General features: G+C 61.8%; 21 protein-coding genes. 15 read left to right on the top strand and 6 right to left on the bottom strand.

The genetic code is table 11. The features are described from left to right. Nucleotides 1-82: 82 nt before the first annotated feature. The gene (locus ACWHRL_RS00320) at nucleotides 83-631 is read right to left on the bottom strand and encodes a gamma carbonic anhydrase family protein (protein WP_447894817.1); all 549 of its coding nucleotides are present in this window, start codon (nucleotides 629-631) and stop codon (nucleotides 83-85) included. A 27-nt stretch (nucleotides 632-658) separates the two neighbouring features. After that, nucleotides 659-2,008 carry a sodium-dependent transporter gene (locus ACWHRL_RS00315; protein WP_447894816.1) on the bottom strand — a complete coding sequence of 450 codons (1,350 nt, stop codon included), beginning with the start codon at nucleotides 2,006-2,008 and terminating at the stop codon, nucleotides 659-661. 262 nt (nucleotides 2,009-2,270) lie between these two features. Between ACWHRL_RS00315 and prlC the strand changes: the two genes are divergently transcribed. The 4 genes from prlC (at nucleotide 2,271) to ACWHRL_RS00295 (ending at nucleotide 8,195) form a co-directional block, all read left to right on the top strand. Continuing rightward, nucleotides 2,271-4,319, top strand: coding sequence for an oligopeptidase A (gene prlC, locus ACWHRL_RS00310; RefSeq protein ID WP_447894815.1), 2,049 nt, complete (start codon nucleotides 2,271-2,273; stop codon nucleotides 4,317-4,319). 89 nt (nucleotides 4,320-4,408) lie between these two features. After that, the gene (locus ACWHRL_RS00305) at nucleotides 4,409-4,654 is read left to right on the top strand and encodes a YheV family putative zinc ribbon protein (RefSeq protein WP_447894814.1); all 246 of its coding nucleotides are present in this window, start codon (nucleotides 4,409-4,411) and stop codon (nucleotides 4,652-4,654) included. Between the two features lie 271 nt (nucleotides 4,655-4,925). Continuing rightward, on the top strand, nucleotides 4,926-5,909 hold the full coding sequence (locus tag ACWHRL_RS00300) for a TAXI family TRAP transporter solute-binding subunit (protein WP_447894813.1): 984 nt from the start codon (nucleotides 4,926-4,928) through the stop codon (nucleotides 5,907-5,909). Between the two features lie 90 nt (nucleotides 5,910-5,999). After that, nucleotides 6,000-8,195: a TRAP transporter permease gene (locus tag ACWHRL_RS00295; RefSeq protein WP_447894812.1), complete on the top strand. Its 2,196-nt coding sequence runs from the start codon at nucleotides 6,000-6,002 to the stop codon at nucleotides 8,193-8,195. Between the two features lie 238 nt (nucleotides 8,196-8,433). On the opposite strand, the gene metF is transcribed toward ACWHRL_RS00295, so the two are convergent. Beyond that, nucleotides 8,434-9,276 carry a methylenetetrahydrofolate reductase [NAD(P)H] gene (gene metF / locus ACWHRL_RS00290; protein ID WP_447527315.1) on the bottom strand — a complete coding sequence of 281 codons (843 nt, stop codon included), beginning with the start codon at nucleotides 9,274-9,276 and terminating at the stop codon, nucleotides 8,434-8,436. A gap of 137 nt (nucleotides 9,277-9,413) precedes the next feature. On the opposite strand from metF, the gene ACWHRL_RS00285 reads away from it, so the two are divergent. Next, nucleotides 9,414-10,349, top strand: coding sequence for an AEC family transporter (locus ACWHRL_RS00285; RefSeq protein WP_447894811.1), 936 nt, complete (start codon nucleotides 9,414-9,416; stop codon nucleotides 10,347-10,349). 7 nt (nucleotides 10,350-10,356) lie between these two features. Here ACWHRL_RS00285 and ligB read toward each other — a convergent pair whose 3' ends face one another. Both ligB and metK read right to left on the bottom strand, forming a co-directional pair. Next, entirely contained in the window at nucleotides 10,357-12,072 is a 1,716-nt protein-coding gene (ligB, locus tag ACWHRL_RS00280; protein WP_447894810.1) for an NAD-dependent DNA ligase LigB, read from the bottom strand. A 112-nt stretch (nucleotides 12,073-12,184) separates the two neighbouring features. Beyond that, the gene (gene metK, locus ACWHRL_RS00275; RefSeq protein WP_447894809.1) at nucleotides 12,185-13,405 is read right to left on the bottom strand and encodes a methionine adenosyltransferase; all 1,221 of its coding nucleotides are present in this window, start codon (nucleotides 13,403-13,405) and stop codon (nucleotides 12,185-12,187) included. A gap of 221 nt (nucleotides 13,406-13,626) precedes the next feature. Between metK and tkt the strand changes: the two genes are divergently transcribed. The 10 genes from tkt to ACWHRL_RS00225 all read left to right on the top strand — a co-directional run bounded on the left by tkt (nucleotide 13,627) and on the right by ACWHRL_RS00225 (nucleotide 22,924). Continuing rightward, complete coding sequence (tkt, locus tag ACWHRL_RS00270; protein WP_447894808.1) at nucleotides 13,627-15,615, top strand: transketolase; 1,989 nt, start codon at nucleotides 13,627-13,629, stop codon at nucleotides 15,613-15,615. Nucleotides 15,616-15,642: 27 nt separating this feature from the next. Continuing rightward, complete coding sequence (locus ACWHRL_RS00265; RefSeq protein ID WP_447894807.1) at nucleotides 15,643-15,996, top strand: CidA/LrgA family protein; 354 nt, start codon at nucleotides 15,643-15,645, stop codon at nucleotides 15,994-15,996. Continuing rightward, nucleotides 15,986-16,708 (top strand): LrgB family protein, encoded by a 723-nt coding sequence (locus tag ACWHRL_RS00260; RefSeq protein WP_447894806.1) that lies wholly within the window; start codon nucleotides 15,986-15,988, stop codon nucleotides 16,706-16,708. The genes ACWHRL_RS00265 and ACWHRL_RS00260 overlap by 11 nt, the downstream gene beginning before the upstream one ends. Before the next feature lie 67 nt (nucleotides 16,709-16,775). Beyond that, complete coding sequence (locus tag ACWHRL_RS00255; RefSeq protein ID WP_447894805.1) at nucleotides 16,776-17,822, top strand: type I glyceraldehyde-3-phosphate dehydrogenase; 1,047 nt, start codon at nucleotides 16,776-16,778, stop codon at nucleotides 17,820-17,822. Between the two features lie 34 nt (nucleotides 17,823-17,856). Next, nucleotides 17,857-19,029, top strand: a complete 1,173-nt coding sequence (locus ACWHRL_RS00250) for a phosphoglycerate kinase (RefSeq protein WP_447894804.1) — start codon at nucleotides 17,857-17,859, stop codon at nucleotides 19,027-19,029. A gap of 46 nt (nucleotides 19,030-19,075) precedes the next feature. After that, on the top strand, nucleotides 19,076-20,140 hold the full coding sequence (fba, locus tag ACWHRL_RS00245) for a class II fructose-bisphosphate aldolase (RefSeq protein WP_447894803.1): 1,065 nt from the start codon (nucleotides 19,076-19,078) through the stop codon (nucleotides 20,138-20,140). A gap of 153 nt (nucleotides 20,141-20,293) precedes the next feature. Beyond that, a complete protein-coding gene (locus ACWHRL_RS00240) occupies nucleotides 20,294-20,632 on the top strand; it encodes a hypothetical protein (protein WP_447894802.1) in 339 nt (112 codons plus the stop codon). A 253-nt stretch (nucleotides 20,633-20,885) separates the two neighbouring features. Further along, nucleotides 20,886-21,602, top strand: a complete 717-nt coding sequence (locus tag ACWHRL_RS00235) for an HAD family hydrolase (RefSeq protein ID WP_447894801.1) — start codon at nucleotides 20,886-20,888, stop codon at nucleotides 21,600-21,602. Continuing rightward, complete coding sequence (locus ACWHRL_RS00230; RefSeq protein ID WP_447527303.1) at nucleotides 21,586-21,960, top strand: translation initiation factor Sui1; 375 nt, start codon at nucleotides 21,586-21,588, stop codon at nucleotides 21,958-21,960. The genes ACWHRL_RS00235 and ACWHRL_RS00230 overlap by 17 nt, the downstream gene beginning before the upstream one ends. 55 nt (nucleotides 21,961-22,015) lie before the next feature. Beyond that, nucleotides 22,016-22,924: a nuclease-related domain-containing protein gene (locus ACWHRL_RS00225; RefSeq protein ID WP_447527302.1), complete on the top strand. Its 909-nt coding sequence runs from the start codon at nucleotides 22,016-22,018 to the stop codon at nucleotides 22,922-22,924. A 5-nt stretch (nucleotides 22,925-22,929) separates the two neighbouring features. Here the strand turns inward: ACWHRL_RS00225 and ACWHRL_RS00220 are convergent, their stop codons facing one another. Continuing rightward, nucleotides 22,930-24,261, bottom strand: coding sequence for a deoxyguanosinetriphosphate triphosphohydrolase (locus tag ACWHRL_RS00220; RefSeq protein ID WP_447894800.1), 1,332 nt, complete (start codon nucleotides 24,259-24,261; stop codon nucleotides 22,930-22,932). Nucleotides 24,262-24,525: the final 264 nt, after the last annotated feature.

Genomic DNA, 24,525 nt, shown 5'->3' with positions numbered 1-24,525 from the left:
TAAAACTGTATAAATTAACAGATTATAGACTGCCGCGACACGATCAGGATAGAAAAAAGAGTGTCAGGCCAACCGTTTAGCGTTAATCAGGGGTTGGTTCGGCCAAAAACTGATCCTTGAGCTTCACGTAGTTGCCCGCGGTATAGGTAAAGAACTCGCGCTCTTTCTCCTTGAGTGGACGCAGCGCACTCGCCGGGCTGCCCGCGTAGACGTAGCCGCTTTTCAGCACCTTGCCCGGGGTGACCACGGCACCCGCGGCGATGATCACCTCATCTTCGACCACCACGCCGTCCATGACGATCGCGCCCATACCGACCAGAATGCGATTGCCAAGCGTTGCGCCGTGGAGCAGCGCCTTGTGGCCAATAGTGACGTCGTCGCCCACGGTGAGCGGAAAACCCTCGGGGTTGAAGTCGCTTGAGTGGGTGATATGCAAGACGCTTCCGTCCTGAACGCTGACCCGGGCGCCAAGGCGAATCTGGTGCATGTCACCGCGAATCACCGTCATCGGCCATACCGAACAGTCGTCCCCCAGGACGACATCACCGATCACCACACTCGCCGGGTCGATGAACACCCGCTCGCCAAGCTTTGGGAAATACTCCTTGAACGCTCTCAACGCCTTGCTCATGTTGTCTCCTTTGCATGTCCTGCGGGCTCAAGCCAACGACAGCACGCCGCCGATCAAAACCACCAGCGTTAACGGAATCGATACGAAGCGAAGCGTAGCACGCCACAGCCGGTAGCCACGACTGCCCGCGCCCAGCGCCTGGCTGCCCAGCGATTCGGGCAGCACCCAGGCGGCAAAAGACGCGATCAAAAGACCGCCCAGCGGTAGAAAGATATCCGGTGGAATCGAGCTTAGAAGCTCGAACACGTTGCGCCCCCAGAGCGGGCGGAATTCGCCAAGCGTCGAGAAAGAAAGCGCCGCCAGTACGCCCAAAAGCCACACGCTTGCCGCGACCAAGGCGGTACTTATGCTTCGCCGCCAGCCAAAGCCGGTGAGCGTGGCGATCATGGGCTCGGCCAGGTTGATCGCCGAGGTCCAGGTCGCCAGTAGCAGCAGCAGGAAAAAGCCGCTGAGCCAAATGCTGCCAAAGGGCAGCTCGGAGAAAGCGATGGGCAGTGTGACGAACATCAGCCCCGGGCCCTGGGCCGGGTCGAGCCCCTGGGCGAAGACGACGGAGAAGATCGCGATACCGGACAAAAGCGCCACGCTGATATCGAGCACGGCCACCGCAAAGGCCGCCTTCGTTAGGCTCTGCTTCTCGGGCATGTAGGCCCCATAGGCCATCAGCGCGCAGGCGCCCACCGCCAGGGTAAAGAAGGCGTGGCCCATGGCGTGAAACACCACCGTCCAGTTGAGCGCCTCGAAAGAAGGCAAAAAGAGCCACGTCAGTGCTTCATTGAAGCCATCGGTGGTCGCGCCGTAGCCCGCCAGCACCAGCAGCAGCACGTAGAGAATCGGCATCAAGAGGTTATTGAGCCGCTCCAGCCCTTTAGCCACCCCGGCGGCGGCAACCGTCATGGTCATGAACAAAAACAGCGAATGGTTGAACACCAAAAGCCCGGGATTGGCCAAAAAGGCGTCGAATCTCTCCCCGATCGCCTGGGGGCTTTGCTGATAAAAGCTGCCGTTGATCGAGGCGACCAGAAACTCGATGGACCACCCCGACACCACCGAATAGAACGACAGGATGCAGAACACGGTCAGCGCGCCGAAAAGCCCCAAAAAGCGCCAGCGCGTGCTGGCCCCGGCGGCCGCAGCCAGCGCCCCCAGCGAGCGCATGGGGCTTTGCCGCCCGGCGCGGCCGATCAGAATTTCCGCCATCATCACCGGAATGCCCAAAAGCAGCACGAAGGCGATATAGAGCAGTAAAAACGCCGCCCCACCGTTTTCACCGGCGATATACGGAAAGCGCCATATGTTGCCAAGCCCGACGGCCGCCCCGGTCATCGCGAGGATAAAGGCTCGCCTGGACCCCCAGCGCTCTAACGTCTCGTTCATTCCCTTTCCCTACTCATGGCGGTATTGAAAGCCGGCAAGCCTAGCAGGCGCCCACCCAAAGACCAATTATCCCGGCGTTGGCTCGACCGTGGCATGCATTGGCGGCCCGGCCAAATATCACCGCTGTCATTGAAAGCGCGGGGCTTCGCCCGCACTCTGTCTTTATTACTGCGTCTTTATTACTGCGTCTTTATTACTGCGTCTTTATTACTGCGTCTTTATTGCTGCGCTGACGCGTTATCTAATCTTCAACGAGGTGTCTATGTCCCGCAATCCCCTGCTTGAGACACACGAGCTTCCCCCTTTCGCCGATATCCGTGCCGAGCACGTCGTTCCGGCCCTCGACGCGCTATTGAACGAAAGCCGCGAAGCCATTGACCGCCTCGTCGCCCAGGCCGGTACTCAAGCGCCCACCTGGGACAACTTTGCCGCACCGCTCGAAGAGGTCAACGACCGTCTCTCCAAAGCGTGGTCACCGGTGAGCCAGCTCAACGCCACCATGAACTCGCCGGAACTGCGCGAAGCCTATGAAGCCTGTATCGAGAAGCTCTCTGCCTTCGGTACCTGGGTCGGCCAGCATGAAGGGCTTTTTCACGCCTGGCAGGCATTAAAGCAGGAGCCGGTCTGGTCGAACCTCGATAGCGGGCAACAGCGCACCGTGGATAACGCCCTGCGCGATTTCCGCCTGGCCGGCGTCGACCTGCCCGCGGATCAAAAAGCCCGCTACGGCGAGATTCAGGCGCGCCTGTCGAGCCTTTCCAACCAGTACTCCAACAACGTACTGGACGCCACCCAGGCCTGGCACAAGGACATCGAAAGCATTGAGGCGCTCGCCGGTGTGCCCGAAAGCGCTCGGGAAACGCTAAAAGCCGCCGCCGAGGCGAAAGGTGTCGAGGGTTACCGGATCACGCTCGACTTTCCAAGCTTCTTCCCCGTGATCAGCTACGCCGACAGCCGCGCGCTCAGAGAGGAGGTCTACACCGCCTTCGTGACCCGCGCCTCCGACCAGGGCCCCAACGCGGGCACCTTCGACAACGCCGCGCTGATCGAAGAGATTCTGGCCCTTCGCCAGGAACTTGCCCACCTGCTGGGCTTCGATACCTACGCCGACTTATCGCTGGCCACTAAAATGGCCGACTCGCCCAACCAGGTGCAAGCGTTTTTGAACGACCTGGCAAGCCGCGCCAAGCCCCAGGCCGACGAAGAGTTCGACGAGCTGAGCCGCTACGCCCGCGACGAGCTGGGTATCGATACGCTCAAGCCCTGGGATGTGGCCTACGCAAGCGAGAAACTTCGCGAGGCGCGCTACGCGATCAATCAGGAGCAGCTGCGTCCCTATTTCCCCGCGCCCCACGTGGTCAACGGGCTGTTTCAAGTGCTGGAGCGTCTGTATAACCTTCAGGTAGAAGAGGACGTGGATGCGCCCCGCTACCACCCGGACGTGCGGTTTTATCGTCTCATGGAAAACGGCGCGCCGATTGCCGGCTTCTATCTTGACCTGTACGCCCGGGAAGGCAAGCGGGGCGGTGCCTGGATGGCCGACTGCAGCGTTCGTCGCGAAACCGTCAACGGCCTGCAGCTGCCGGTCGCGTTTTTGACCTGCAACTTCACGGCGCCGGTGGGGGACAAGCCCGCGCTTTTGACCCACGACGAAGTCACCACGCTGTTTCACGAGTTCGGCCACGGGCTTCACCACATGCTCACGCGCCAATCGATTGCCGATATCTCCGGCATCAACGGGGTAGCCTGGGACGCGGTGGAGCTGCCCAGCCAGTTCATGGAGAACTACTGCTGGGAGCGCGAAGGCCTCGATCTGCTCGCACGCCACGTGGATACCGGCGAACCCCTGCCCCAGGCGCTGTTCGAGCGCCTGCTGGCGGCCAAAAATTTCCAGTCCGCGATGGGCATGATGCGCCAGATCGAGTTCTCGCTTTTTGATCTGCGCCTGCACTTTGAGCTCGAAGCGCCCGGGGCCGGCGACGTTCAGGCGCTGCTAAACGAGGTGCGTCAGCAAACCTCGGTGGTGCCCACGGTGGACTTCAACCGTTTCCAGAATAGCTTTAGCCATATATTCGCCGGCGGCTACGCGGCGGGCTACTACAGCTACAAGTGGGCAGAAGTGCTCTCGGCGGATGCCTGGAGCGCGTTCGAGGAAGCGGGCATTTTCGACCCGGCCACCGGCGCCCGCTTTCGCGAGGAGATTCTCGAGAAGGGCGGCGCGGTGGATGCCGCCGAGCTGTTCCAGGCGTTTCGCGGTCGCGAGCCAAGCGTCGAGCCGCTTTTGCGCCATAGCGGCATCCGCGCCGCCTAAGCCTTTTTGTTTAGCGCCGCCCGCGCCACCAGGCGGCGCCACCTATTAACGAACAGAGCGCGGCGGCCGCTGCGCTCGGGAGCCTTAATGTGAGTGTAAAACGCTTTATTGCCGGCGTGATATGCCCGCGCTGCGCGGCCATGGATCGCATCCGCGCCTGGGAGCAGAACGGCATCCGCTATCGGGAGTGCGTCAGCTGCGATTTTTTCGAACAGTTACCCATCGAGGATGAAAATGGCGCAGAGCTCACCACCCGGGTCAACCAGGTGCGCGACGACCAGAAAAACCAGGACGTACAGCCAGTGAGGATTCTCGACCCCAAAGGCAAACCCTGACCGGCCCGCGCGTCTATGGACGTGCGCTTTCGACGGCTCGACGCTGAAATCTGTGCGGTTTTTCACACACCCAAACCGCACCCGTGTGCGGACTTCCAGCCACATAAGGCCTGCCGGTTTTCTACCAAAGTGGCAGGCCTTTTTCATAACTAATTGATAGTTATACGACAAAGCAGGATTGGCACGGCAATCGCTCTAAATAAGCTGTCTGACCTGATGCGCGACCCCGCTGTCCGCTCCTCATTTCAATAACAGCTTAGGAAACATCGCCATGCGCCAACTCATGCCTAAAACCGTCCTGTTTCTCGCCAGCGGCGCCCTCGTCGCGGCCGCCGGTAGCGCCCACGCTGACCGCAGCGAATGGCCGGAGAACTTTACCGTCGGCACCGCAAGCCAGGGCGGCACCTACTTCGTCTACGGCTCCGGCTGGGCCAACTTCATTGCCGACGAGCTCGGGCTTTCCGGCGGGGGCGAAGTGACCGGCGGCCCGACCCAGAACCTGGCGCTGGTACACAGCGGCGACATGGCGTTTGGCCTAACCACCATGGGTCCGGCGTCTGACGCAGTGAACGGTGAAAGCCCGTTGGCGCCTGGCCTACAAATGGATAACGTCTGCGCGCTGTTCCCCATGTATGAAACACCGTTCTCCATTGCCGCGCTTTCAAGCTCGGGCATCGAGTCGATTTCGGACATCCCCGACGGCGCGCGCATCGGCTTTGGCCCCGCCGCCTCAACCTCGGACACCTACTTTCCGGCGATGCTCGAAACCCTGGGCGTGAATTTTGATCGCCGTAACGGCGGCTGGTCGGACTTGGGTGGCCAGCTCCAGGACGGCCTGCTGGACGTCATCGCCTTCGCCGCGGGTATTCCGATTCCCGCCGTGAGCCAGCTCGAGGTGCAGACCGACGTCAACATCATCTCGTTTAACGACGAAGAGCGCGCCACCGTGCTCGAAAACTACCCGGTCGCGGAGTTCGATATTCCCGCCAGCACCTACTCCACCCTGGACGAGGACTCCCAGGTAGTGTCGATGTGGAACTTCGCCATGGCGGCCTGCGACCTGCCGGAAGACTTCATCTATGAAGTCACCAAGGTCACCATGGAGAACAATGACCGCATGCGCTCGATCCACAGAAGCGCCGAAACCACCATTCCGGAAAACATCGTGCACAACACCGTCCTACCCTTCCACCCGGGTGCCGCGCGCTGGTTCGAAGAGAATGGTTATGAGATCGACGAAGACATGATCAAGTAAGCCAGTACGGCTCTACGGCCCCGACCGGTTGCGCCGGGCGGGGCCGTTTTTCTTTCCCCTTTTCCTGTCTTGCTGTGAGGGTGACCTCTAATGAGTCACAAGTCCGACCCCACTTCCCTAAACGACCCGGATGAAGGTCGTGCGACGTCTGCCTCGACCGCCACGATCGCCGACGGCGTGGATGAAGAGGCCGTTGAGGCCAATCGGCGCATATTCACCGGCTGGCAGTTTTTATTGTTTGCCGGCCTCGCCATCGCCTACTCGGGCTTTCATCTGTTTTCGCTCAATGTGTACCCGATCGAAACCTGGTCTTTTCGAATCATTCACATCGCCGGTGCCTTGATTTTGGGCTATGCCCTGTTTGCCGGCGCCCGCTTTGCCGAGACCGACGCCGAGGCCTCACCCGCTTGGCTCAAGGCGGTCAGCGTCGCGCTATTGATCCCGGCGGCCTATAGCCTGGTGCAGGTCTTTTTAATGCAGCAGACCCTGGCCGGCGGCGCGATGCGCATCGACCCAGCCGTGGAGAACTGGCACTTCGGCTACCCGCTCATGGCGACCACCGCCGCGGCCATCGTGCTCTCCTGGTTTTTCCGTCAGGCCCGCCACCGCTTCAGCCCTGCCGATTTGGTGCTGATGGTGTGTGCACTGGCAAGCGCGGGCTATCTGTTGTTGATGTACAACACGCCCATGCGCGCCTCCACCGGCACCTCTTTCGCGCCCATCGGTATTTCCTGGGCGGCGATTGCCGGCTCGCTGTTGATTTTGGAGCTGACCCGTCGCGTGGCGGGCCTGGCACTCGTGGTGATCTCGGTGATCTTTTTGGGGTACGTGTTCGCCGGGCCTTACCTGCCGGGCTTTCTGGGCTACCCCGGGCTCTCGGTGCAACGCTTTTTTAGCCAGGTGTATACCGACGCGGGTATTCTTGGCCCGACCACCGCGGTGTCGTCGACCTACATCATTTTGTTCATCATCTTCGCGGCGTTTTTGCAGGCTTCCAAGGTCGGCGACTACTTCGTGAACTTCGCCTTCGCCGCCGCCGGGCGCGCCCGGGGTGGCCCGGCCAAGGTGTCGATCTTCGCCTCGGGCTTGATGGGCATGATCAACGGTACGTCGGCGGGTAACGTGGTCTCGACGGGCTCGCTGACCATTCCGCTGATGAAGAAAGTCGGCTACCCGGCGCGCAGTGCCGGCGCCATCGAGGCGGCGGCGTCCACTGGCGGGCAGATCATGCCGCCGATCATGGGCGCCGGCGCGTTCATCATGGCGGAAGTCACCGGTATTCCCTATACCGAAATCGCCATTGCCGCGATCATTCCGGCGGTGCTCTACTTCGCCTCGATCTACTTCATGGTCGACTTCGAGGCCGCGCGCAAGGGCATGCGCGGTATGCGCAAGGACGAGATTCCGCTGTTCTCGCGGCTGGTCAAGCAGGTGTATCTCTTTGCGCCGATCATCATCCTGATCGTGGCACTCTTCATGGGCTACTCGGTGATTCGCGCGGGCACGCTGGCCACTGCCTCGGCGGCGGTGGTGAGTTGGATCTCGCCCAACAAGATGGGGCCCAAAGCGATTCTCAAGGCCCTGCAGCTCGCCGGCACCATGTCGATCCAGATCATCGCCGTGTGCGCCTGCGCCGGCTTGATCGTCGGGGTGATCTCGCTGACCGGCGTCGGCGCACGCTTCTCCTCACTTTTATTGGGCCTGGCCGGTGTGAGCCAGCTACTGGCGCTGGTGTTCGCCATGCTGATCAGCATCCTGCTGGGTATGGGCATGCCGACCACCGCCGCCTACGCGGTCGCGGCCTCGGTGGTGGCGCCCGGGCTCATCAATATCGGCATCCAGCCGCTGGTGGCGCACTTTTTCGTGTTCTACTTCGCGGTGGTCTCGGCGATCACTCCGCCGGTGGCGCTGGCTTCTTATGCGGCGGCGGGGATCTCTGGGGATAACCCGATGGGCACCTCCGTGGCCTCGTTCAAGATAGGTCTTGCAGCGTTCATCGTGCCGTTCATGTTCTTCTACAGCCCGGCGATGCTGATGGAAGGCTCCGCGATGCAGATTCTGCGCGTGGGCGTCACCGCGACGCTGGGCATCGTGCTGCTTTCGGGTATGGTGCAGAAGTGGTTCTTCGGGCCGGTGAACACCCTCCAACGCGTGGTGATGCTGGTGGGGGCGATCTTCATGATCTACGGCGGTATCTACACCGACGTGGCGGGCCTGGCCATCGGCGCGGCGCTGTTTGTGATGCAGCGCAAGCAGTACGCCAACACGCCCTCGCCCAGCACGTAATAGTGATCGTGTAAAACCCAAACGCCCGCTCAAGGTGACTTGAGCGGGCGTTTTTATGGGACTCGCAAGAGCAGGCTCGAGCAACCCGTAGCGGGGATTTTTCGCCAGGGCCGAAAAACTGCTCCTTCGTTTTCGCCATTCCCGCCGTCCATGGCGGTCAGATGGCGAAAGTAGCGTACATGGATGTATTTATAGCGCCCCGCGTAGGGTTGCTCGAGACTGCGTTGAGCGCAACTTATCAACCGACGAGGTTATCCACGACTTTCAATACCGGCGCGGACTGATTCAGCGTGTAGAAGTGCAGGCCTGGGGCGCCGCCTTCGAGCAGGCGCTGGCAAAGCCGGCTGATTACCTCGGTACCGAATTCGCCAATCGCGTCACTGTCGTCGCCGTAAGACTCGAGCTGTTTGCGCATCCAGCGGGGGATCTCTGCGCCACAGGCATCGGAAAAGCGCGCAAGCTTGGTGTAATTGGTGATCGGCATGATGCCAGGAATGATCGGCGCCTTGATGCCGCGAGCCCGGACGCGCTCGACGAAGTGGAAGTAAGCGTCGGCGGTGAAGAAGTACTGGGTGATCGCCATGTTGGCGCCGGCCTGCATCTTGCGCGCAAAGTTATCCACATCCCGCTCCAAATTGACGGCCTGTGGATGAGATTCCGGATAGGCGGCCACGGCGATTTCGAAATGATCGCCGGTCTCCGCGCGGATGAACTCGACCAGCTCGTTGGCGTAGCGCAGCTCACCGATGCTCGCCATGCCCGATGGCAGATCGCCGCGCAGCGCCACCAGGCTATTCACGCCCTCTTCCCGGTACTGGGCGAGAAGATCGCGCAGCTGCGCCTTTTCGCTGCCGATACATGAGAGGTGCGGCGCGGTGGTGATGCCAGTTTCGCTCACTCGGCGCACGATATCCTGGGTGCGGGCCTGGGTGGAGCCGCCGGCGCCGTAGGTCACCGAGAAAAAGCGTGGGTTGATGGCGGCCAGCTCATCGCGCACATGAATCAGCTTCTCGCGCCCGGCATCGGTGCTGGGCGGAAAGAACTCGAAACTGATACCTAACGGATGTTCTTGGCGGCTCATGGCGGGCCTCGCGGTGGGCTTAAAAGGTGATAGTGTAGCCATTGTCGCCGCTTGGCCGGGCCGCGGCTAATGAAAGATTCCACGGTTTTACTTTAATCTGATTCATACTCACCGCTGATTTTCATTGGGACGACACCATGGACTTATCCTCGGCCACGCTGATGGGCCCCTTGCTCACACTGTTGGGATTTATCGCGCTGGGCTTTATCGCCGCGCGGCGCTTGCAAGTAAACCCGCAGCCCATTGCCACGCTGCTGGTCTATGTGATCGCGCCGCTGACCATTTTTAGAGCGCTCATGAACGGCGAGCCCACCATCGATTACCTGGGGCTGACGCTTGCGCTTTTTATCCTGACCAGCACTATTGCGCTACTGGTCAACCGCGTCGGCCGGCGCTACCTCGGCCCGCACGAAGGCGCGCTTTTGGCGTTCTCCTCGGGCACTGGCAACACCGGCTACTTCGGCCTGCCCATCGCCCTGGTGCTGCTCCCACCGGAAGGCGTCACGCTTTATCTTTTCTGCATGCTGGGAATCAATCTCTACGAGTTCACCGTGGGCTTTTATCTAAGCGCCCGGGGGCAGTTTACGGTGCGCCAGAGTCTTACCAAGATCAGCCGGCTGCCGCTGCTCTACGCGTTTGCCTCGGCGCTTTTGCTGAGCGCGCTGTCGGTGGCGCTCCCCGCGCCGGTCATGGAGTCCCTGGCGGTATTTCCCGCCACGTTTACGCTGCTAGGGATGATGATCATCGGCATGACGCTAAGCCAGGTAAAGCTTGCCGCCTGGGATACGCGCTTCATCCTGGCCTGCTTGGGGCTTCGCTATGTGCTTTGGCCGGTATTGATGCTCGTCATCGTGCTGGCGCTTGGCGCGCTCACCCCGATTTCTTTGGAGCTTGGCTTGGCGCTTTTGCTCTTGAGCGTAGTGCCCATGGCTTCCAACGTCGTGGTGGTTGCCATGGAGCTCGGTATTCAGCCCCAGAAAGGGGCATTGGCGGTATTGGTGAGTACGTTGCTGGCACCGCTTTTAATTCCGCTTTACCTGGGAGCGATGCTCTCGATCACCGGCCTGGGTTAGGGTCTGGCTAAAAGCCCGCTACCCGGTAGGCTCTTAGCTGCGTGGCCATGCGGGTGACCTCCGGGTGGCTGAAAAACGCGGCCAGCGCCTCGCCGCGCACCGGGCCCACCCCGGGCCGTGCTTGCCACTCATCCGCGCTTAGCGCGCGCAGCGCTTCCCAGTCACCCAAGCGCGCATCGCCGCCGGGCGGCATGCCCAGCGCGGTCAGCCAGGCTTCGAAGGAGGCGCGACGGGCCTGACCGAACGCCCCCATCAGCGCCTCGGCGCGGGCCGTGCCAATGCCGGAAACGCGGGTTAACTCCTCGTGGCTTAGCCGCTGCCAGGCTAAAAGGCCGTCCACCTGGCCCGCATCCAGCAGCGCGCGCCAGGTACCTTCGCCGACGCCACTCATACCCAGTTGCTCGCCCAAATAGGTCAGCCGCGCCAGCAACTGATCATGACAATCCGGCGTCAACGTAAAGCAGCTTAGAAGGTTATACTGCTCGGGTGCGGGTGGGGTGAGCTCGCCGCGTTCGCGGGTGTGCCAGACCACCTCGCTCACCTGGGGGATGGTCAGCCCGGCAAGCTCGACGGCGACCTGATCGCCGGGGCGCACGTCCCATTGTTCCCAGCGATCCAGCGAGCCAAGCGACACCCGGCTGATGCGTCGGCCATCGAGCATGACCGGGTCGAGCCATAAAAGCGGCGTGACCCGCCCGGTGCGGCCCACGCGAAACTCTACCCCACGCACCATGGCCAACGCCTGGGACGGCGGATATTTCCAAGCGATGGCCCACTCAGGAGGCGATGAGGACCAGCTCTGCACCCCGGGCCGCTCGGCCTGCTTGATAACCACGCCGTCGGTGGCAAAGGGCAGCGGCGCATTGAACCAGACATCGCGCCAGTAGGCGGCGTCCTGTTCGGCGTCGAGATGATGGGTGTAGGCACCGGTATCGAAACCAAGCGATGCAAGCGCTTCCAGCCGCGCGGCCATGTCGGTGGGCCCATCCGGCCAATCCCAGACGAACAGGCCAATGCGCTTAAGCGTCTCTACGCTTGGGCTGCGCTGGGCCATGGCGCCGGCCGCTAGACCTCGCGCGCCGCTGTCCGGCTCCTGGGACTGAACGTGGTCCTCCAGCCGCCAGTAGAGCTCGCCTTGGAAGATGGCATCGATGGCTTGAGGGAGTTCGTTGGGTACGGTGTCGATTCTTTGCGCCCGTGCGATCCAGTCCTGGCCGCGTTCGCCGTCTCCGCGGCTCACTGCCTCGACCAGCGTGCCCTGCGCGTAGCGCAGCGTCACCGCCACGCCGTCCACCTTGGGCTGAATCCAAAGGTTTTCCCGCCGAGTGGTAAAACGGCGCACGCCGTCTTCGTCGGCTTTTTCAAGCCCGGTCTGGGCCGCCGGGTGATGCCGGGTCGAGGTGGTGCGCACTACGCCTTCGAGCGGGCGATGCGTCGGCGTTTGCCCCAAACACCGCTGCCACTCGCTCAACCGCGCGACGGCCTGGTCATAAAGCGTGTCGCTCACCAGGCCAACGCCCTCGGCGTGGTAGCTCAAATCCCACAGTGCGATTTGTTCGGCGAGCGCCTGGGTTTCCAGCGCCAGCTGCGCCTCGGGCCAAGGGGGGCAGGCATCGGCTTTTGCCGCGAGCGGCCAAAGCAGCGTCCAGAGCGCCATCCCGAGGGCGGCGATCAGATAATACGCGGTTCGCGCGTGGGCGTGTCTGGGTCGTTTGACGTTCATTATTCTGCCCCGAGCCTAACTATTCATAGCCAAGCCTAGGCTAAAACGACGCTTTCGCCCACAAAAAAACGCCCCCGGGGTAACCGGGGGCGTTGTCTAGCCAGCGTTCGACTTAAAGCCCGGCGGCGCGGCGCAGCGCGTCGGCCTTGTCGATCTTCTCCCAGGGGAACGCCGTGAAGGTTTCAGTGCGCGTCTCGCCCTTGTCGTCGACCCACTGGTAGCTGTGCTCGAAGGGCGCGCGGCCGAAGTGGCCGTAGGCCGCGGTGAGCTGATACATCGGGTGCAGCAGATCGAGCATTTTGGTAATCGCGTAGGGACGCAGGTCGAAGTGCTCGCGCACCAGCTCGACGATGCGCGCGTCGTCGAGCTTACCGGTGCCGAAAGTGTCGATGGCGACCGAGGTCGGCTCGGCCACGCCGATGGCGTAGGACACCTGGATTTCACACTTGTCCGCCAGGCCCGCGGCGACCACGTTCTTGGCCACGTAGCGCCCGGCGTAGGCGGCACTGCGGTCCACTTTCGACGGGTCCTTGCCCGAGAACGCGCCGCCGCCGTGGCGGGCCATGCCGCCGTAGGTGTCGACGATGATCTTGCGCCCGGTCAAGCCGCAGTCGCCCACCGGGCCGCCGATGACGAACTTGCCCGTCGGGTTGATGTGGTACTGAGTGTTCTCATCCAGCCATTCGGCGGGCAGCACTTCTTCGATGATTTCGCGCTGAACCATGCGGCGCAGGTCTTCCTGGGCGATCTCCGGGTCGTGCTGGGTCGAGAGCACCACGGCATCCACGCCGCAGGGCTGGCCTTTGGCGTCGTAACGGAAGGTCACCTGGCTTTTGGCGTCCGGGCGAAGCCAGGGCAGCATGCCGTTTTTACGAAGCTCGGCCTGGCGCTCTACAAGGCGGTGCGAATAGTGAATCGGCGCCGGCATGTAGGAGTCGGTTTCGTTGGTGGCGTAGCCAAACATCAGGCCCTGGTCGCCGGCGCCCTGATCTTCGGGCTTGGTGCGATCCACGCCCTGGGCGATCTCCACACTCTGCTTACCGATCAGATTCACCACGCCGCAGGTGGCACCGTCGAAGCCCACTTGTGAAGAGGTATAGCCGATCTCGGTGATCACATCGCGCACCAGGGTTTCCAGATCGACCCAGGCGGAGGTCGTGATCTCGCCGGCGATGATCGCCACGCCGGTTTTCACCAGGGTTTCGCAGGCCACGCGCGCCTGCTTGTCCCGGGCGATGATCGCATCCAGCACCGCATCGGAAATCTGGTCGGCAATTTTATCGGGGTGCCCCTCGGAAACGGATTCGGAGGTAAACAGGGAATATTCGCTCATTACGCGCTCGGCCCTCGTACGACGGCTGCCAGCTGACAGCATCAGGAAAATCATGGCAGGAGGCACCCTGCCAGAGTCATAAAGCGGCGGTGCCACCTTAAACGGTAAAGTTTACACGCAAGGGCCCCGTCTTCCCACAACGCGCGCCTATAATTTGCCGGGGCCGGGGAAGTCAGCGACAATAGCGCCTTTACCGTTTTCGTTTAGGCGAGGAGCACCCCATGCCGTCCCGTTTTGAGCTGGCCAACGCCATTCGCGCCCTTTCCATGGATGCCGTCCAAAAGGCCAAATCCGGCCATCCTGGCGCCCCCATGGGAATGGCGGATATCGCCGAGGTGCTGTGGAATGACTACCTCAAGCACAACCCCGAAGACCCGAAATGGGCCGACCGCGACCGGTTCGTGCTCTCCAACGGTCACGGCTCGATGCTGCTCTACTCGCTTTTACACCTCACCGGCTACGACGTGAGCCTCGAGCACCTGCAGGCGTTTCGTCAGCTCCACTCGCCCACCGCGGGCCACCCGGAGTTCGGCTACGCGCCGGGTATCGAAACCACCACCGGGCCGCTTGGTCAGGGCTTTGCCAACGCGGTGGGCTTTGCAATTGCCGAAAAGACCCTGGCGGCGCAGTTCAACCGCCCCGGCCACACCGTGGTCGATCACCACACCTGGTGCTTTTTGGGCGATGGCTGCCTGATGGAAGGCATTTCCCACGAGGCGGCATCGCTTGCCGGCACCCAGCAGCTGGGCAAGCTGATCGCGCTTTATGACGACAATGGCATTTCCATCGATGGCGAGGTCGAGGGCTGGTTCACCGACGACACCGCCAAGCGCTTCGAGGCCTACGGCTGGCACGTGGTGCCCAACGTCGACGGCCACAAGCCGGACGAGATCAAGGCGGCCATCGAGCTTGCCAAGCAAAGCGACCGGCCGAGTCTGATCATCTGCAAGACCATTATCGGCTTCGGCGCGCCCAACAAGCAGGGTAAAGAAGACGCCCACGGCGCCCCGCTGGGGGATGAAGAAATCGCCGCAGCGCGCAAACAGCTTGACTGGGCGCACGCGCCGTTTCATGTGCCCGAGCCGATCTACTCGGCCTGGGATGCCCGTCAAGCGGGCAAGAAGAATCAGGAAGCCTGGAACGAGCGTTTTGCCCGCTACGCTGAGGCCCACCCGGAGCTCGCCCGCGAGTTCAAACGCCGCATGAAAGGTGAACTGCCCGCGGAACTGGGTACCGAGGCGCTGATCGAAAAAGCCCAGGAGAAAGGCGAAAGCATTCCGTCGCGTAAGGCATCGCTGGCCGCGCTCAATGCCATCGGCCCGCAAATGCCCGAGCTTCTGGGCGGCAGCGCCGACCTGGCGCCTTCTAACCTGACCTTTTGGGAAGGCACCAAGGCGATCACCGCGGAAGACCCGAACGGCAGCTATCTGCACTATGGTGTGCGCGAGTTCGGTATGGGCGCGGTGATGAACGGCATTGCCCTGCACGGCGGCTTCGTGCCTTACGGCGCGACCTTTTTGATCTTTATGGAGTACATGCGTAACGCCGTGCGGATGGCCTCGCTCATCGGTAATCACGCGATCTACGTGTTCACCCACGACTCCATCGGCCTGGGCGAAGATGGCCCGACCCACCAGCCGGTCGAGCAGCTTACAAGCCTTCGCACCACGCCGAACCTTTCGACCTGGCGCCCGTGTGACGCCGTCGAGACCATGGCGTCCTGGGATGCGGCGCTCAAACGCCGCTCCGGGCCCACGGCGCTGGTATTCTCACGCCAGAACCTGCCCCACCAGCCGCGTACCAAGGCGCAGTTGGCGGCCATTCAGCGCGGTGGCTACGTGTTGAAGGACTCAGAGGCCACCCCGGAGCTGATTTTGATCGCCACCGGCTCGGAAGTGGGTCTGGCCATGGACGCCGCCGCCGAGCTCGAAGGCCAAGGGCGCGCCGTTCGCGTGGTCTCCATGCCTTCGACCTACCGTTTCGACGGTCAGGACGCCGAGTACAAGGAGAGCGTGCTACCCAAGGCGGTGACCAAGCGTATCGCCATCGAGGCGGCCCACGCCGATTACTGGTACAAGTACGTGGGCCTGGATGGCCGGGTAATCGGCATGACCACCTTTGGTGAGTCCGCACCGGCAGGCGATCTGTTCAAGCACTTCGGCTTTACCGTCGAAAACGTCGTCACCCAAGCCCATGAGCTGTTGGGTTAAATCGAAACGGATAGGTCATAGGCCACAATGCCTGCGTTAACCGGTTTCTTGTGGCTGATTGGCTACTACCTGATCGGGGAGGCGGTGATCCATTTCACCGGCCTCCCCGTCTCTTCCGGCGTGGTGGGAATGCTTGCGCTGACCGCCACGCTGATCGTGCTGCGCCGCGTGCCCGCACCGCTTGCCGCCGCGGCCCAGCCGCTGATCGCGATGTTGGCCATGTTGATCATGCCCGGCGTCGTCGGGGTGTTTTTTATCCTCGACGAGCTGGGCGGTCAGTGGCTGGCCATTTTGTTTGCGTTAGTGGTGGGCACGCTTTTAAGCGTCGTCACCACGCTTTGGCTTCTCAAACGCCTGATGGACGCCCCCCGTGCCCGCTAACGGCTTGCTCGAAACGCTGTCCACCACGCCGCTTTTTGCTGTTGCGTTGACGCTGGCGGCGTACCTTTTGGCCAACGCACTATTTATCCGCTTGAAGCGACCCGCTTGGCTACCGGCGGTGCTGATTGCCGCGCTTTTACTGGCGGCCACCCTCGCCTTGATCGACCTGCCCTACGAGGTTTACCGGGAAGGGGCGACGTGGCTAACGCTTTTGCTCGGCCCCGCCACCGTGGCGCTGGGCTTGCCGCTTCACCAGCAGCTCCCCCACATTCGCGCGCTCTGGCGCCCGCTTCTGGTCTGTTTACCCTTGGCCGCCAGCCTGGCCGCCTGCTACGCCCTGGGGATCGCCTGGCTACTGGGCGTGCCGCCGGCGCTTTTGTCGTCGTTGGCGGCCAAATCGGTGACCGCGCCCATCGCAATCGGTATTACCGAGGAGATCGGCGGGTCAGTCGCCCTGATGCTGGGGGCGCTGCTGGTCACCGGCGTGACCACGGCGGCCTGTACCGCCGCCGCCGCAAGGCTTTTGAAGATCGACGACGACCGGCTGATCGGCTTTGCGTTAGGGCTCAACGGTCACGCCATCGGCACCGTACGGGCCTTCGACATCAGCCCGGCAGCCGGCGCCTTCGCCTCGCTAGGCATGAGCCTGACAGGCATTTTTACCGCGCTTTTACTGCCGTTTGCCTGGCAGCTGGTAGGAGCCGGAGCTTAAAATACGCTATTATCCCAAGCATTTACGGCCGCTACGGCCCCACCGTTTTTTGAAGAGCCGCCACGCCATGGCCGATTCCAGGACATACCGCATCGCCATCAACGGGTACGGCCGTATCGGCCAGTGCGTTTTGCGTGCGCTGATCGAGCGCGGCCCCACGGAGCTCGAGGTCGTGGCGATCAACGAGCGCTCGGACCTGGCAACGATCACCTACCTCACCCGGTTCGACACCACTCATGGGCGCTTTCCAGGCGAGGTGGAAAACGACGGCGAAGCGCTCATCGTGGGTGGCCAGCGCATCCAGATACTCAACGAGCCCGACCCGGCGAAGCTGCCCTGGCGCTCGCTTGGCATCGACCTGGTGCTGGAGTGCTCGGGCAGTTTCAAGGACCGCGTCACCGCCGAAAAACATATCGAAGCCGGCGCGAAGCGACTGCTGTTCTCCCAGCCGGCGGAATCGGACGTGGATGCCACCATCGTATGGGGCATCAACGAGGATTCGCTTTCGCTCGAGCAGCGCATTCTGTCGGCGGCTTCGTGTACGACCAACTGTCTGGTGCCGCTTTTGACCGTGCTGGACGAGGCGCTGGGCCTGGAGCACGGCGTCACCACGACCATCCACTCGGCCATGAACGACCAGCCGGTGATCGATGCCTACCACCAGACCGATCTTCGCCTGACCCGCTCGGCGATGCACTCCATCGTGCCCGTGGACACGGGCCTGGCCGTGGGTATCAGTCGATTGATGCCGCGCTTTGCCGGACGCTTCGAGTGCTTGCACGTGCGCGTGCCGACGATTAACGTTTCGGCCATGGACGCCTCGCTCACCGTGCGCCGCGATACCGACGCTTGCGAGGTCAACGCGCTGCTGGGCCAGGCTGCCGAAACGCGCTTGGCCGGGGTACTGGGTTATACCGAGGCACCGATGGCGTCGATAGACTTCAATCACGACCCGCACTCGGGCATTCTGGATGCTACCCAGACCCGCGTAGCCGGCAAGCGCCTGGTCAAGCTGCTCTGCTGGTTCGATAACGAATGGGGCTTTGCCAACCGTATGCTGGACATCAGCCAACGCCTGGCCACTTTGACCGCCACCGCGCGCTCGAAACCATGACGCGTCACTGCCCAACCACAAGGAAGTCGCTTAGATGAACGTGCAAAAAATGTCCGAATTATCACTTCAAGGACAACGTGTACTGATCCGTGAGGACCTGAACGTACCGATCAAGCATGGCCGTGTGTCGAGTGATGCGCGCCTGCGCGCCGTTTTGCCGACCGTTCAAGCGGCGGTAAGCGCAGGGGCCAAGGTCATGCTGATGAGTCATTTGGGCCGGCCTACCGAAGGCGAGTCGGCACAGGAGTTCTCGCTGGCCCCGGTCGCCGAACGCTTGAGTGAGCTTCTGGGCCAGCCGGTCACGCTCTCGACCGACTATCTGGAGCAGCCGCCGACCCTCGATGACGGCCAGGTGGTGCTACTCGAAAACGTACGCTTCAACCGCGGCGAGAAAGGCGACGACGAGGCGCTTGCCAAGCGCTACGCTGCGCTTTGCGATATTTTCGTAATGGACGCCTTCGGCACCGCTCACCGCGCTCAGGCCTCGACCCACGGCGTTGCACGCTTTGCGCCAAAAGCCTGCGCCGGCCCGCTGCTGGCCCAGGAGCTGGAGGCGCTGGAGAAGGCGCTGGCCAACCCGAAGCGCCCGATGACGGCGATCGTCGGCGGCTCGAAAGTCTCCACCAAGCTCGACGTGCTCAACGCGCTTTCCGAAAAATGCGACCAGCTGATCGTCGGCGGCGGGATTGCCAACACGTTCATCGCTGCGGCAGGCTACAATGTGGGCAAATCGCTTTACGAGGCGGAGCTAGTCGACAAGGCCAAAACGCTGATGGCCACGGTCGATATCCCGCTGCCGACGGACGTGGTGGTCGCCACTGAGTTTTCCGAATCCGCTGAAGCGACGGTCAAGCCGGTCGACCAGGTCAATGACGACGAGATGATTCTGGATATCGGCCCTGAGACCGCCAAGCGTTTGGCCGGCCTTTTGAAAGAGGCGGGTACCATTTTATGGAACGGCCCGGTGGGGGTGTTCGAAATCGATCAGTTCGGTAAGGGCACCGAGGCGCTTTCCAACGCCATCGCCGAAAGCCCGGCGTTCTCGATTGCCGGCGGGGGCGACACCCTGGCGGCTATCGACAAGTACGCCATCAGTGACCGCGTCTCGTATATCTCGACCGGAGGAGGCGCGTTTTTAGAGTACGTCGAGGGTAAGGAGCTCCCCGCCGTGACCGCCCTTGAAGCCGCCGCCCGCGGCACCCGATAATTGCATCCACCTCATCCATCAAGACAGACAAACTTAAGGTGACTTCATGGCTTTAATCAGCATGCGCCAAATGCTCGACCACGCCGCCGAGCAGGGCTACGGCATCCCGGCCTTCAACGTCAACAACCTCGAGCAGATGCGCGCCATCATGGAGGCCGCAGACAAAACCGACTCGCCGGTCATCATTCAGGCCTCGGCGGGGGCGCGCAAGTACGCCGGTTCGCCGTTTTTGCGCCACCTGATTCTCGCCGCGGTCGAAGAGTTTCCGCATATCCCCGTGGCCATGCATCAGGACCATGGCACCAGCCCCGCGGTATGCCAGCGCTCGATTCAGCTCGGCTTCTCCTCGGTGATGATGGACGGATCACTCGGTGAAGATGGCAAGACACCCATGGACTACGACTACAACGTCGACGTGACCCGTCGCACGGTGGAAATGGCCCACGCCTGCGGTGTTTCCGTCGAGGGCGAGCTTGGCTGTCTGGGCAGCCTGGAAACCGGCATGGCCGGTGAAGAGGACGGCATCGGCGCGGAAGGCAAGCTCGATATGGAGCAGCTTCTCACCGACCCGGAAGAGGCCGCTGAGTTCGTCAAGGCGACCCACGTGGACGCGCTGGCCATCGCCATCGGTACCAGTCACGGCGCCTACAAGTTCACCCAGCCGCCCACCGGCGATACGCTCTCGATCCAGCGGATCAAGGAGATCCACGCCCGCATTCCCGACACCCACCTGGTGATGCACGGCTCCTCCTCGGTGCCCCAGGAGTGGCTGGATGTCATCAACCAGTACGGCGGCGAGATTCCGGAAACCTACGGCGTGCCCGTCGACGAAATCGTCGAAGGTATCAAGCACGGCGTGCGCAAGGTCAACATCGACACCGACCTGCGCCTGGCCTCCACCGGCGCGGTACGTCGTTTTCTGGCGCAGAACCCGGCTGAATTCGACCCGCGTAAATTCCTGAAAGAGACCGTCACGGCCATGCGCGATCTGTGTATCGCCCGTTATGAGGCCTTCGGCACCGCCGGTAACGCCAGCAAGATCAAGCCGATCAACCTGGAAGCGATGTTTGAGCGCTACGCGCGCGGCGAGCTGGATCCCAAGGTAAAATAACGCCGGGTTCCACACGTAAAGAAAAGGCGGCCCTGGCCGCCTTTTTTATTTGCCCGCCCCAGGCGCTAAAACGGTTGTTGCAGCGCAGCATCGGTGTAGTATGGCGCTTAGGGGCGCTTGGGCGCCTATCCCGCATCGTTACAGGTAGCTCTTATGAAACAAACGCCGTTTAGCGCCCCCTTTCTGCCCGTCATGGGCATCTACAAAGCGGGCTTCATGGCTTTCGAGCTTTGGAGCACCTCGCTTTCGACGATTACCGAGCGACAAAAGTTATGGCAGACGCAGCCGTTTTTCAGCCCCTCGATGATGCTGGAGAATCAGCGCATGGTTACCGAGAAAATCGAGGCGAGCCTGGAAGCCGGAATGGTGATGCAAAAGACCTTTCTTAACGCGCTAAGCGGCCATTACGCGCCCTGGTGGGTCACCAGCCAAAACACGCTTTCGCCCTACCATCGCCGCAGCCGGGCCAACTCCCGCCGACTCACGCGCTAAGGTTTTAGCTTTTGCATCGGCGCGGTTTGCGCCGGATTAGCTTTCGTCGTTGTAGCTTGAGTCGTTAGGTGAAGGTTTTAACACGCTTTTTGCCATTCCCTGCCATTACCCGCAGCCCCAAAAGGGCCGCGGCGGTAATATATAACTGTAAAAAAATTATAAAACAGTGTTCACAAAACCCTAAAAATCTCGTTCAATAGGCCAACGGTCGGCTTTTATCACTACACGCAGCGAAACGCTGCAAGGATCAACGATGCCGCTTCCACTTTTGTTGTTCGATTGTGATGGCACTTTGGTTGATAGCGAACCCCTTCTTGCCGAAGAGATGGCCACGGCGCTGAGCAGTGTCGGGCTGCCCTTCGAACGTAGCGATTACATGGGTGAATTCCGCGGCGCGCGCTTTCGCAATATCGTCGCCGAGCTTCAGGCCCGTTTCGGCGCCGTCGATGTCGAAACCCTCGATCAGGCCGAGCGCACCATGCGCGAAAATTTGGCTTTTCGCCTCGCCCAGGAACTTACGACGCTAACCGGGGTGTACGATGCGCTCGAAAATCTGAGCCATTTTCCCAGCGCCGTGGTCTCCAACGGTCCGGAAACCAAGATTCAGACCGCCCTCAAGGCTACTCGGTTAGACACCTACTTCGGTAAGCGCTTTTTCAGTGGCTATACGGCCAACTGCTGGAAGCCCGAACCCTGTCTACATTTACACGCAGCCAGTATCATGGGGTATAGCGCCGGTGAGTGCATCGCCATCGATGATGCCTTGGTCGGCGTGCGCGCCGCCTTGAAAGCGGGGATGACGGTCATCCACCTCAACCGCTTTCCCGAGACAGAAACCACGCCCGAGGGTGCGCTCGAGATTCGCAGCATGCGCGAGTTGACCGGGGTGGTGGAGCGTCTGGCCTTCGAACGAGAGCCCGCGGCAATACCCGAATCGTTAGTAGAGAAACAGTATGGCGTCATTACGTGACCAGTTGGGTGGTCTTGTATACTCAACCGAACAGGGTAAAACCTGCCCCGATTGCCGCGAACCGGTCGAGCAGTGTCGCTGCGAAGAGGCCAGCGAACAGGCGCGGATCGAAGCCCTCGATGGCATCGTGCGCATCCGCCGCGAAACCAGCGGACGTAAGGGCAAAGGGGTCACCACGCTAAGTGGCATTCCGCTTGGCGGTGAAGAACTCAAAACGCTTGCCAAGACGCTCAAGAAGCGCTGCGGTACCGGCGGCGCGGTGAAAGACGGTATCGTCGAGATTCAAGGGGACCATCGCGAAACGCTAAAAGCGGCGCTTGAAGCGATGGGCTACAAGGTCAAGCTGGCGGGTGGCTAGACGACCCGCCAGGCAAACACCGCAGAGTGACTCTGCTTACCGGTAAGGCACTGCAATGGTTTGGCTGGATTACCTGCTACCGCTCATTTTCCTGTTCCCGATGGCCGCCATGGCCAGCGTCGTTCTGGCGCTGCGCAGCCTGCACGATGCGCGGGTCCAATCGCCCTTCGATGCACCGCTACGCGAACCGGGTCAAGCCCTTCGCCACCGCCTCGACCAGGCCTATTCCAGCCTGTTTTTAAACGGTGCACTAGGCCCTATCATAAGCCTTGCACCGCTGGTCTACGGCATGGGGCGCATGCTGTTCGTGGTCCGTCAGGAGTGGATCGAATGGGCGCTCTACGGCCTGCTGAGTACGCTGTTGGTGGTGGCATTTTCGCTGCTTTTGATTCGCGACTACCAGCGCATTCGTCGGCTCAAACTGGGGCTCGCTTGCGAGCTGGCCGTCGGCCAGGAACTCGAGCGGATGATTCGCCCCGAAGCGCATCCCTATTACGTGTTTCACGACGTGCCTACCGATAGCTTCACCCTCGACCATGTCGTGGTCACGCCGCAAGGCGTCTTCGTCGTGGAAACCCGGGCGCGCACGCTGGCGATCAATACCCAGGGTAAAGAGGACAACCAGGTCGCGGTCGAGCGTGAACGGTTGCGCTTTCCCCACTGGCAGGAGCGCCGCCCGTTGCATAAAACCCGCCAAGGGGTGGCCTGGCTTTCTCAGTGGCTGGAGCAGCGCTGCGGCGTACCCGTCAAGGTGAAAGGCGTACTGGTGCTACCCGGCTGGGAGATCGACACGAGTGAAGCCGCGCCGGATGTGATGGTGGTCAGCGGCGAGCAGCTCTCGCGTCAGCTAAACCACATCACGACGGGGCCGCTTAGCGATATCATGCATGACAAGGTCATTCATGTGCTCATGGAGCGCTCACGGATCATGGAACCCCGCCATCTGCGTCAGCCGTCGGTATAACGCCTTTAGTCGCCGCGCAGCCGACCGCCCATCTCCTGCGCCAAATCCACCGCGTAGTGATCGGTCATCCCGCCGATGAAATCGAGCATCCGCCGATAGCTGTCGTAAAGCGTCCAGGAGGGCAGTGGCGTGTTCTCACCAATCAGCGCCAATACGCGCTGATGCTTGAACGAGCTCTGCCCGGTGTGATGCAGCTCGTGGGCCGCACCGATAAACGCCTCCAACAGAATCCCTAGCGTCGTATAGGCGCCGATCTCGAGCTTCGCCTTGCGCTCGTTTTGAAAGATCCGCTCTCTTGCCAACTGTTTAGCAGCCTGTACCCCCCACCCCAGGTCCGGATGGCAAAGTTCCAGCAAATCGTCGCCCAGTGTGCCGGTCAACAGTGCCTGCTCGTTTTGCACGAATACCGAGGCTACTTCGTTGACCGCGCGTTCCATGGCGGCCCCGCGCAATAGCGCAATACGCCGGCGTTGAGAGACGTTACGGCTGAGCATCTCGTCGTACTCCGGCGGAAACTCGCCGGCGACCTGCCGCAGAATCTCGACGACCTCTTCATAGCGCAGAATGCCCATCTCCAGGCCATCTTCCAGGTCGAGCAGCGCGTAGCAGATGTCGTCTGCGGCTTCGACCAGCCACGCCAACGGGTGGCGACACCAGCGCTGCTCGCCCTGGGGTAAAAGGCCCACCGCCTCGGCTACCTCTTTGAGTAACGCCTGCTCGGACTGATAGCAACCAAATTTGCCCGCCCGGCCGCCGTAGCGCGCCGTCCAGGGGTATTTCAGCAGCGTCCCCAGCGTCGCTGCCGAGAGACGCATACCGCCGTTGAACTGGTTGTACTCGATCTGGGTGATGACCCGAAAGCCTTGGGCGTTGCCTTCGAAGGTAAGCAAGTCCTCACACTCGGCCTCGGACAACCCCTCCAGCAGCCCGCTGCCCTGGGCGCGGCGGAACCAGTCGCGAATGGCGTACTCGCCGGCGTGGCCAAAGGGGGGATTGCCGATATCGTGACCCAGGCAGGCGGTCTGCACGATCACGCCCAGATCCGCCGGTGTAATCCATGCCGGGAGCTGGTCCTGAAGCAGCTCGCCTACGATCATGCCCAGCGAGCGCCCAACGCAGCCTACTTCCAGGGAGTGGGTCAGGCGGGTATGGATATGGTCGTTTTCGGTCAGCGGATGAACCTGGGTCTTGCGACCCAACCGACGAAACGAGCCCGAGAATACGATGCGGTCGTGGTCCTTGTGAAACGGAGTACGCCCCATTTCACGGCCAGTGGTTGAGCGCTTGTCGTGCAAACGGCGGGGCGAGAGCAGCTGCTCCCAGCGCATCTGTGTCATGGCAATCCTCCTTGAGACGTGCATTTTGACACAAACGGCGATCCGGCGTGAGTGGGCAGCGTGCTATACCGGCGCAGGACATTGCAGGAGCAGGCTTCAGGCCGCGATGCGGCGCACCGCGCCGCCGGGGTGGATGGCCGGCACGGTGCCGGATTCAACCCCGGGCGGCTGGGCGCCGCCATCGCCGAGGTGTCGGACCACCGATGAATCGGGCTCCTACAGGGGAGCGGAGGCACCGTGGCGGGCCCTGTTCGGGCCGTTTTC

Source organism: Vreelandella sp. GE22, assembly GCF_968212445.1.
Note: the sequence above shows the minus strand (reverse complement) of the source record. Positions and strands in the feature narration are given on the sequence as shown.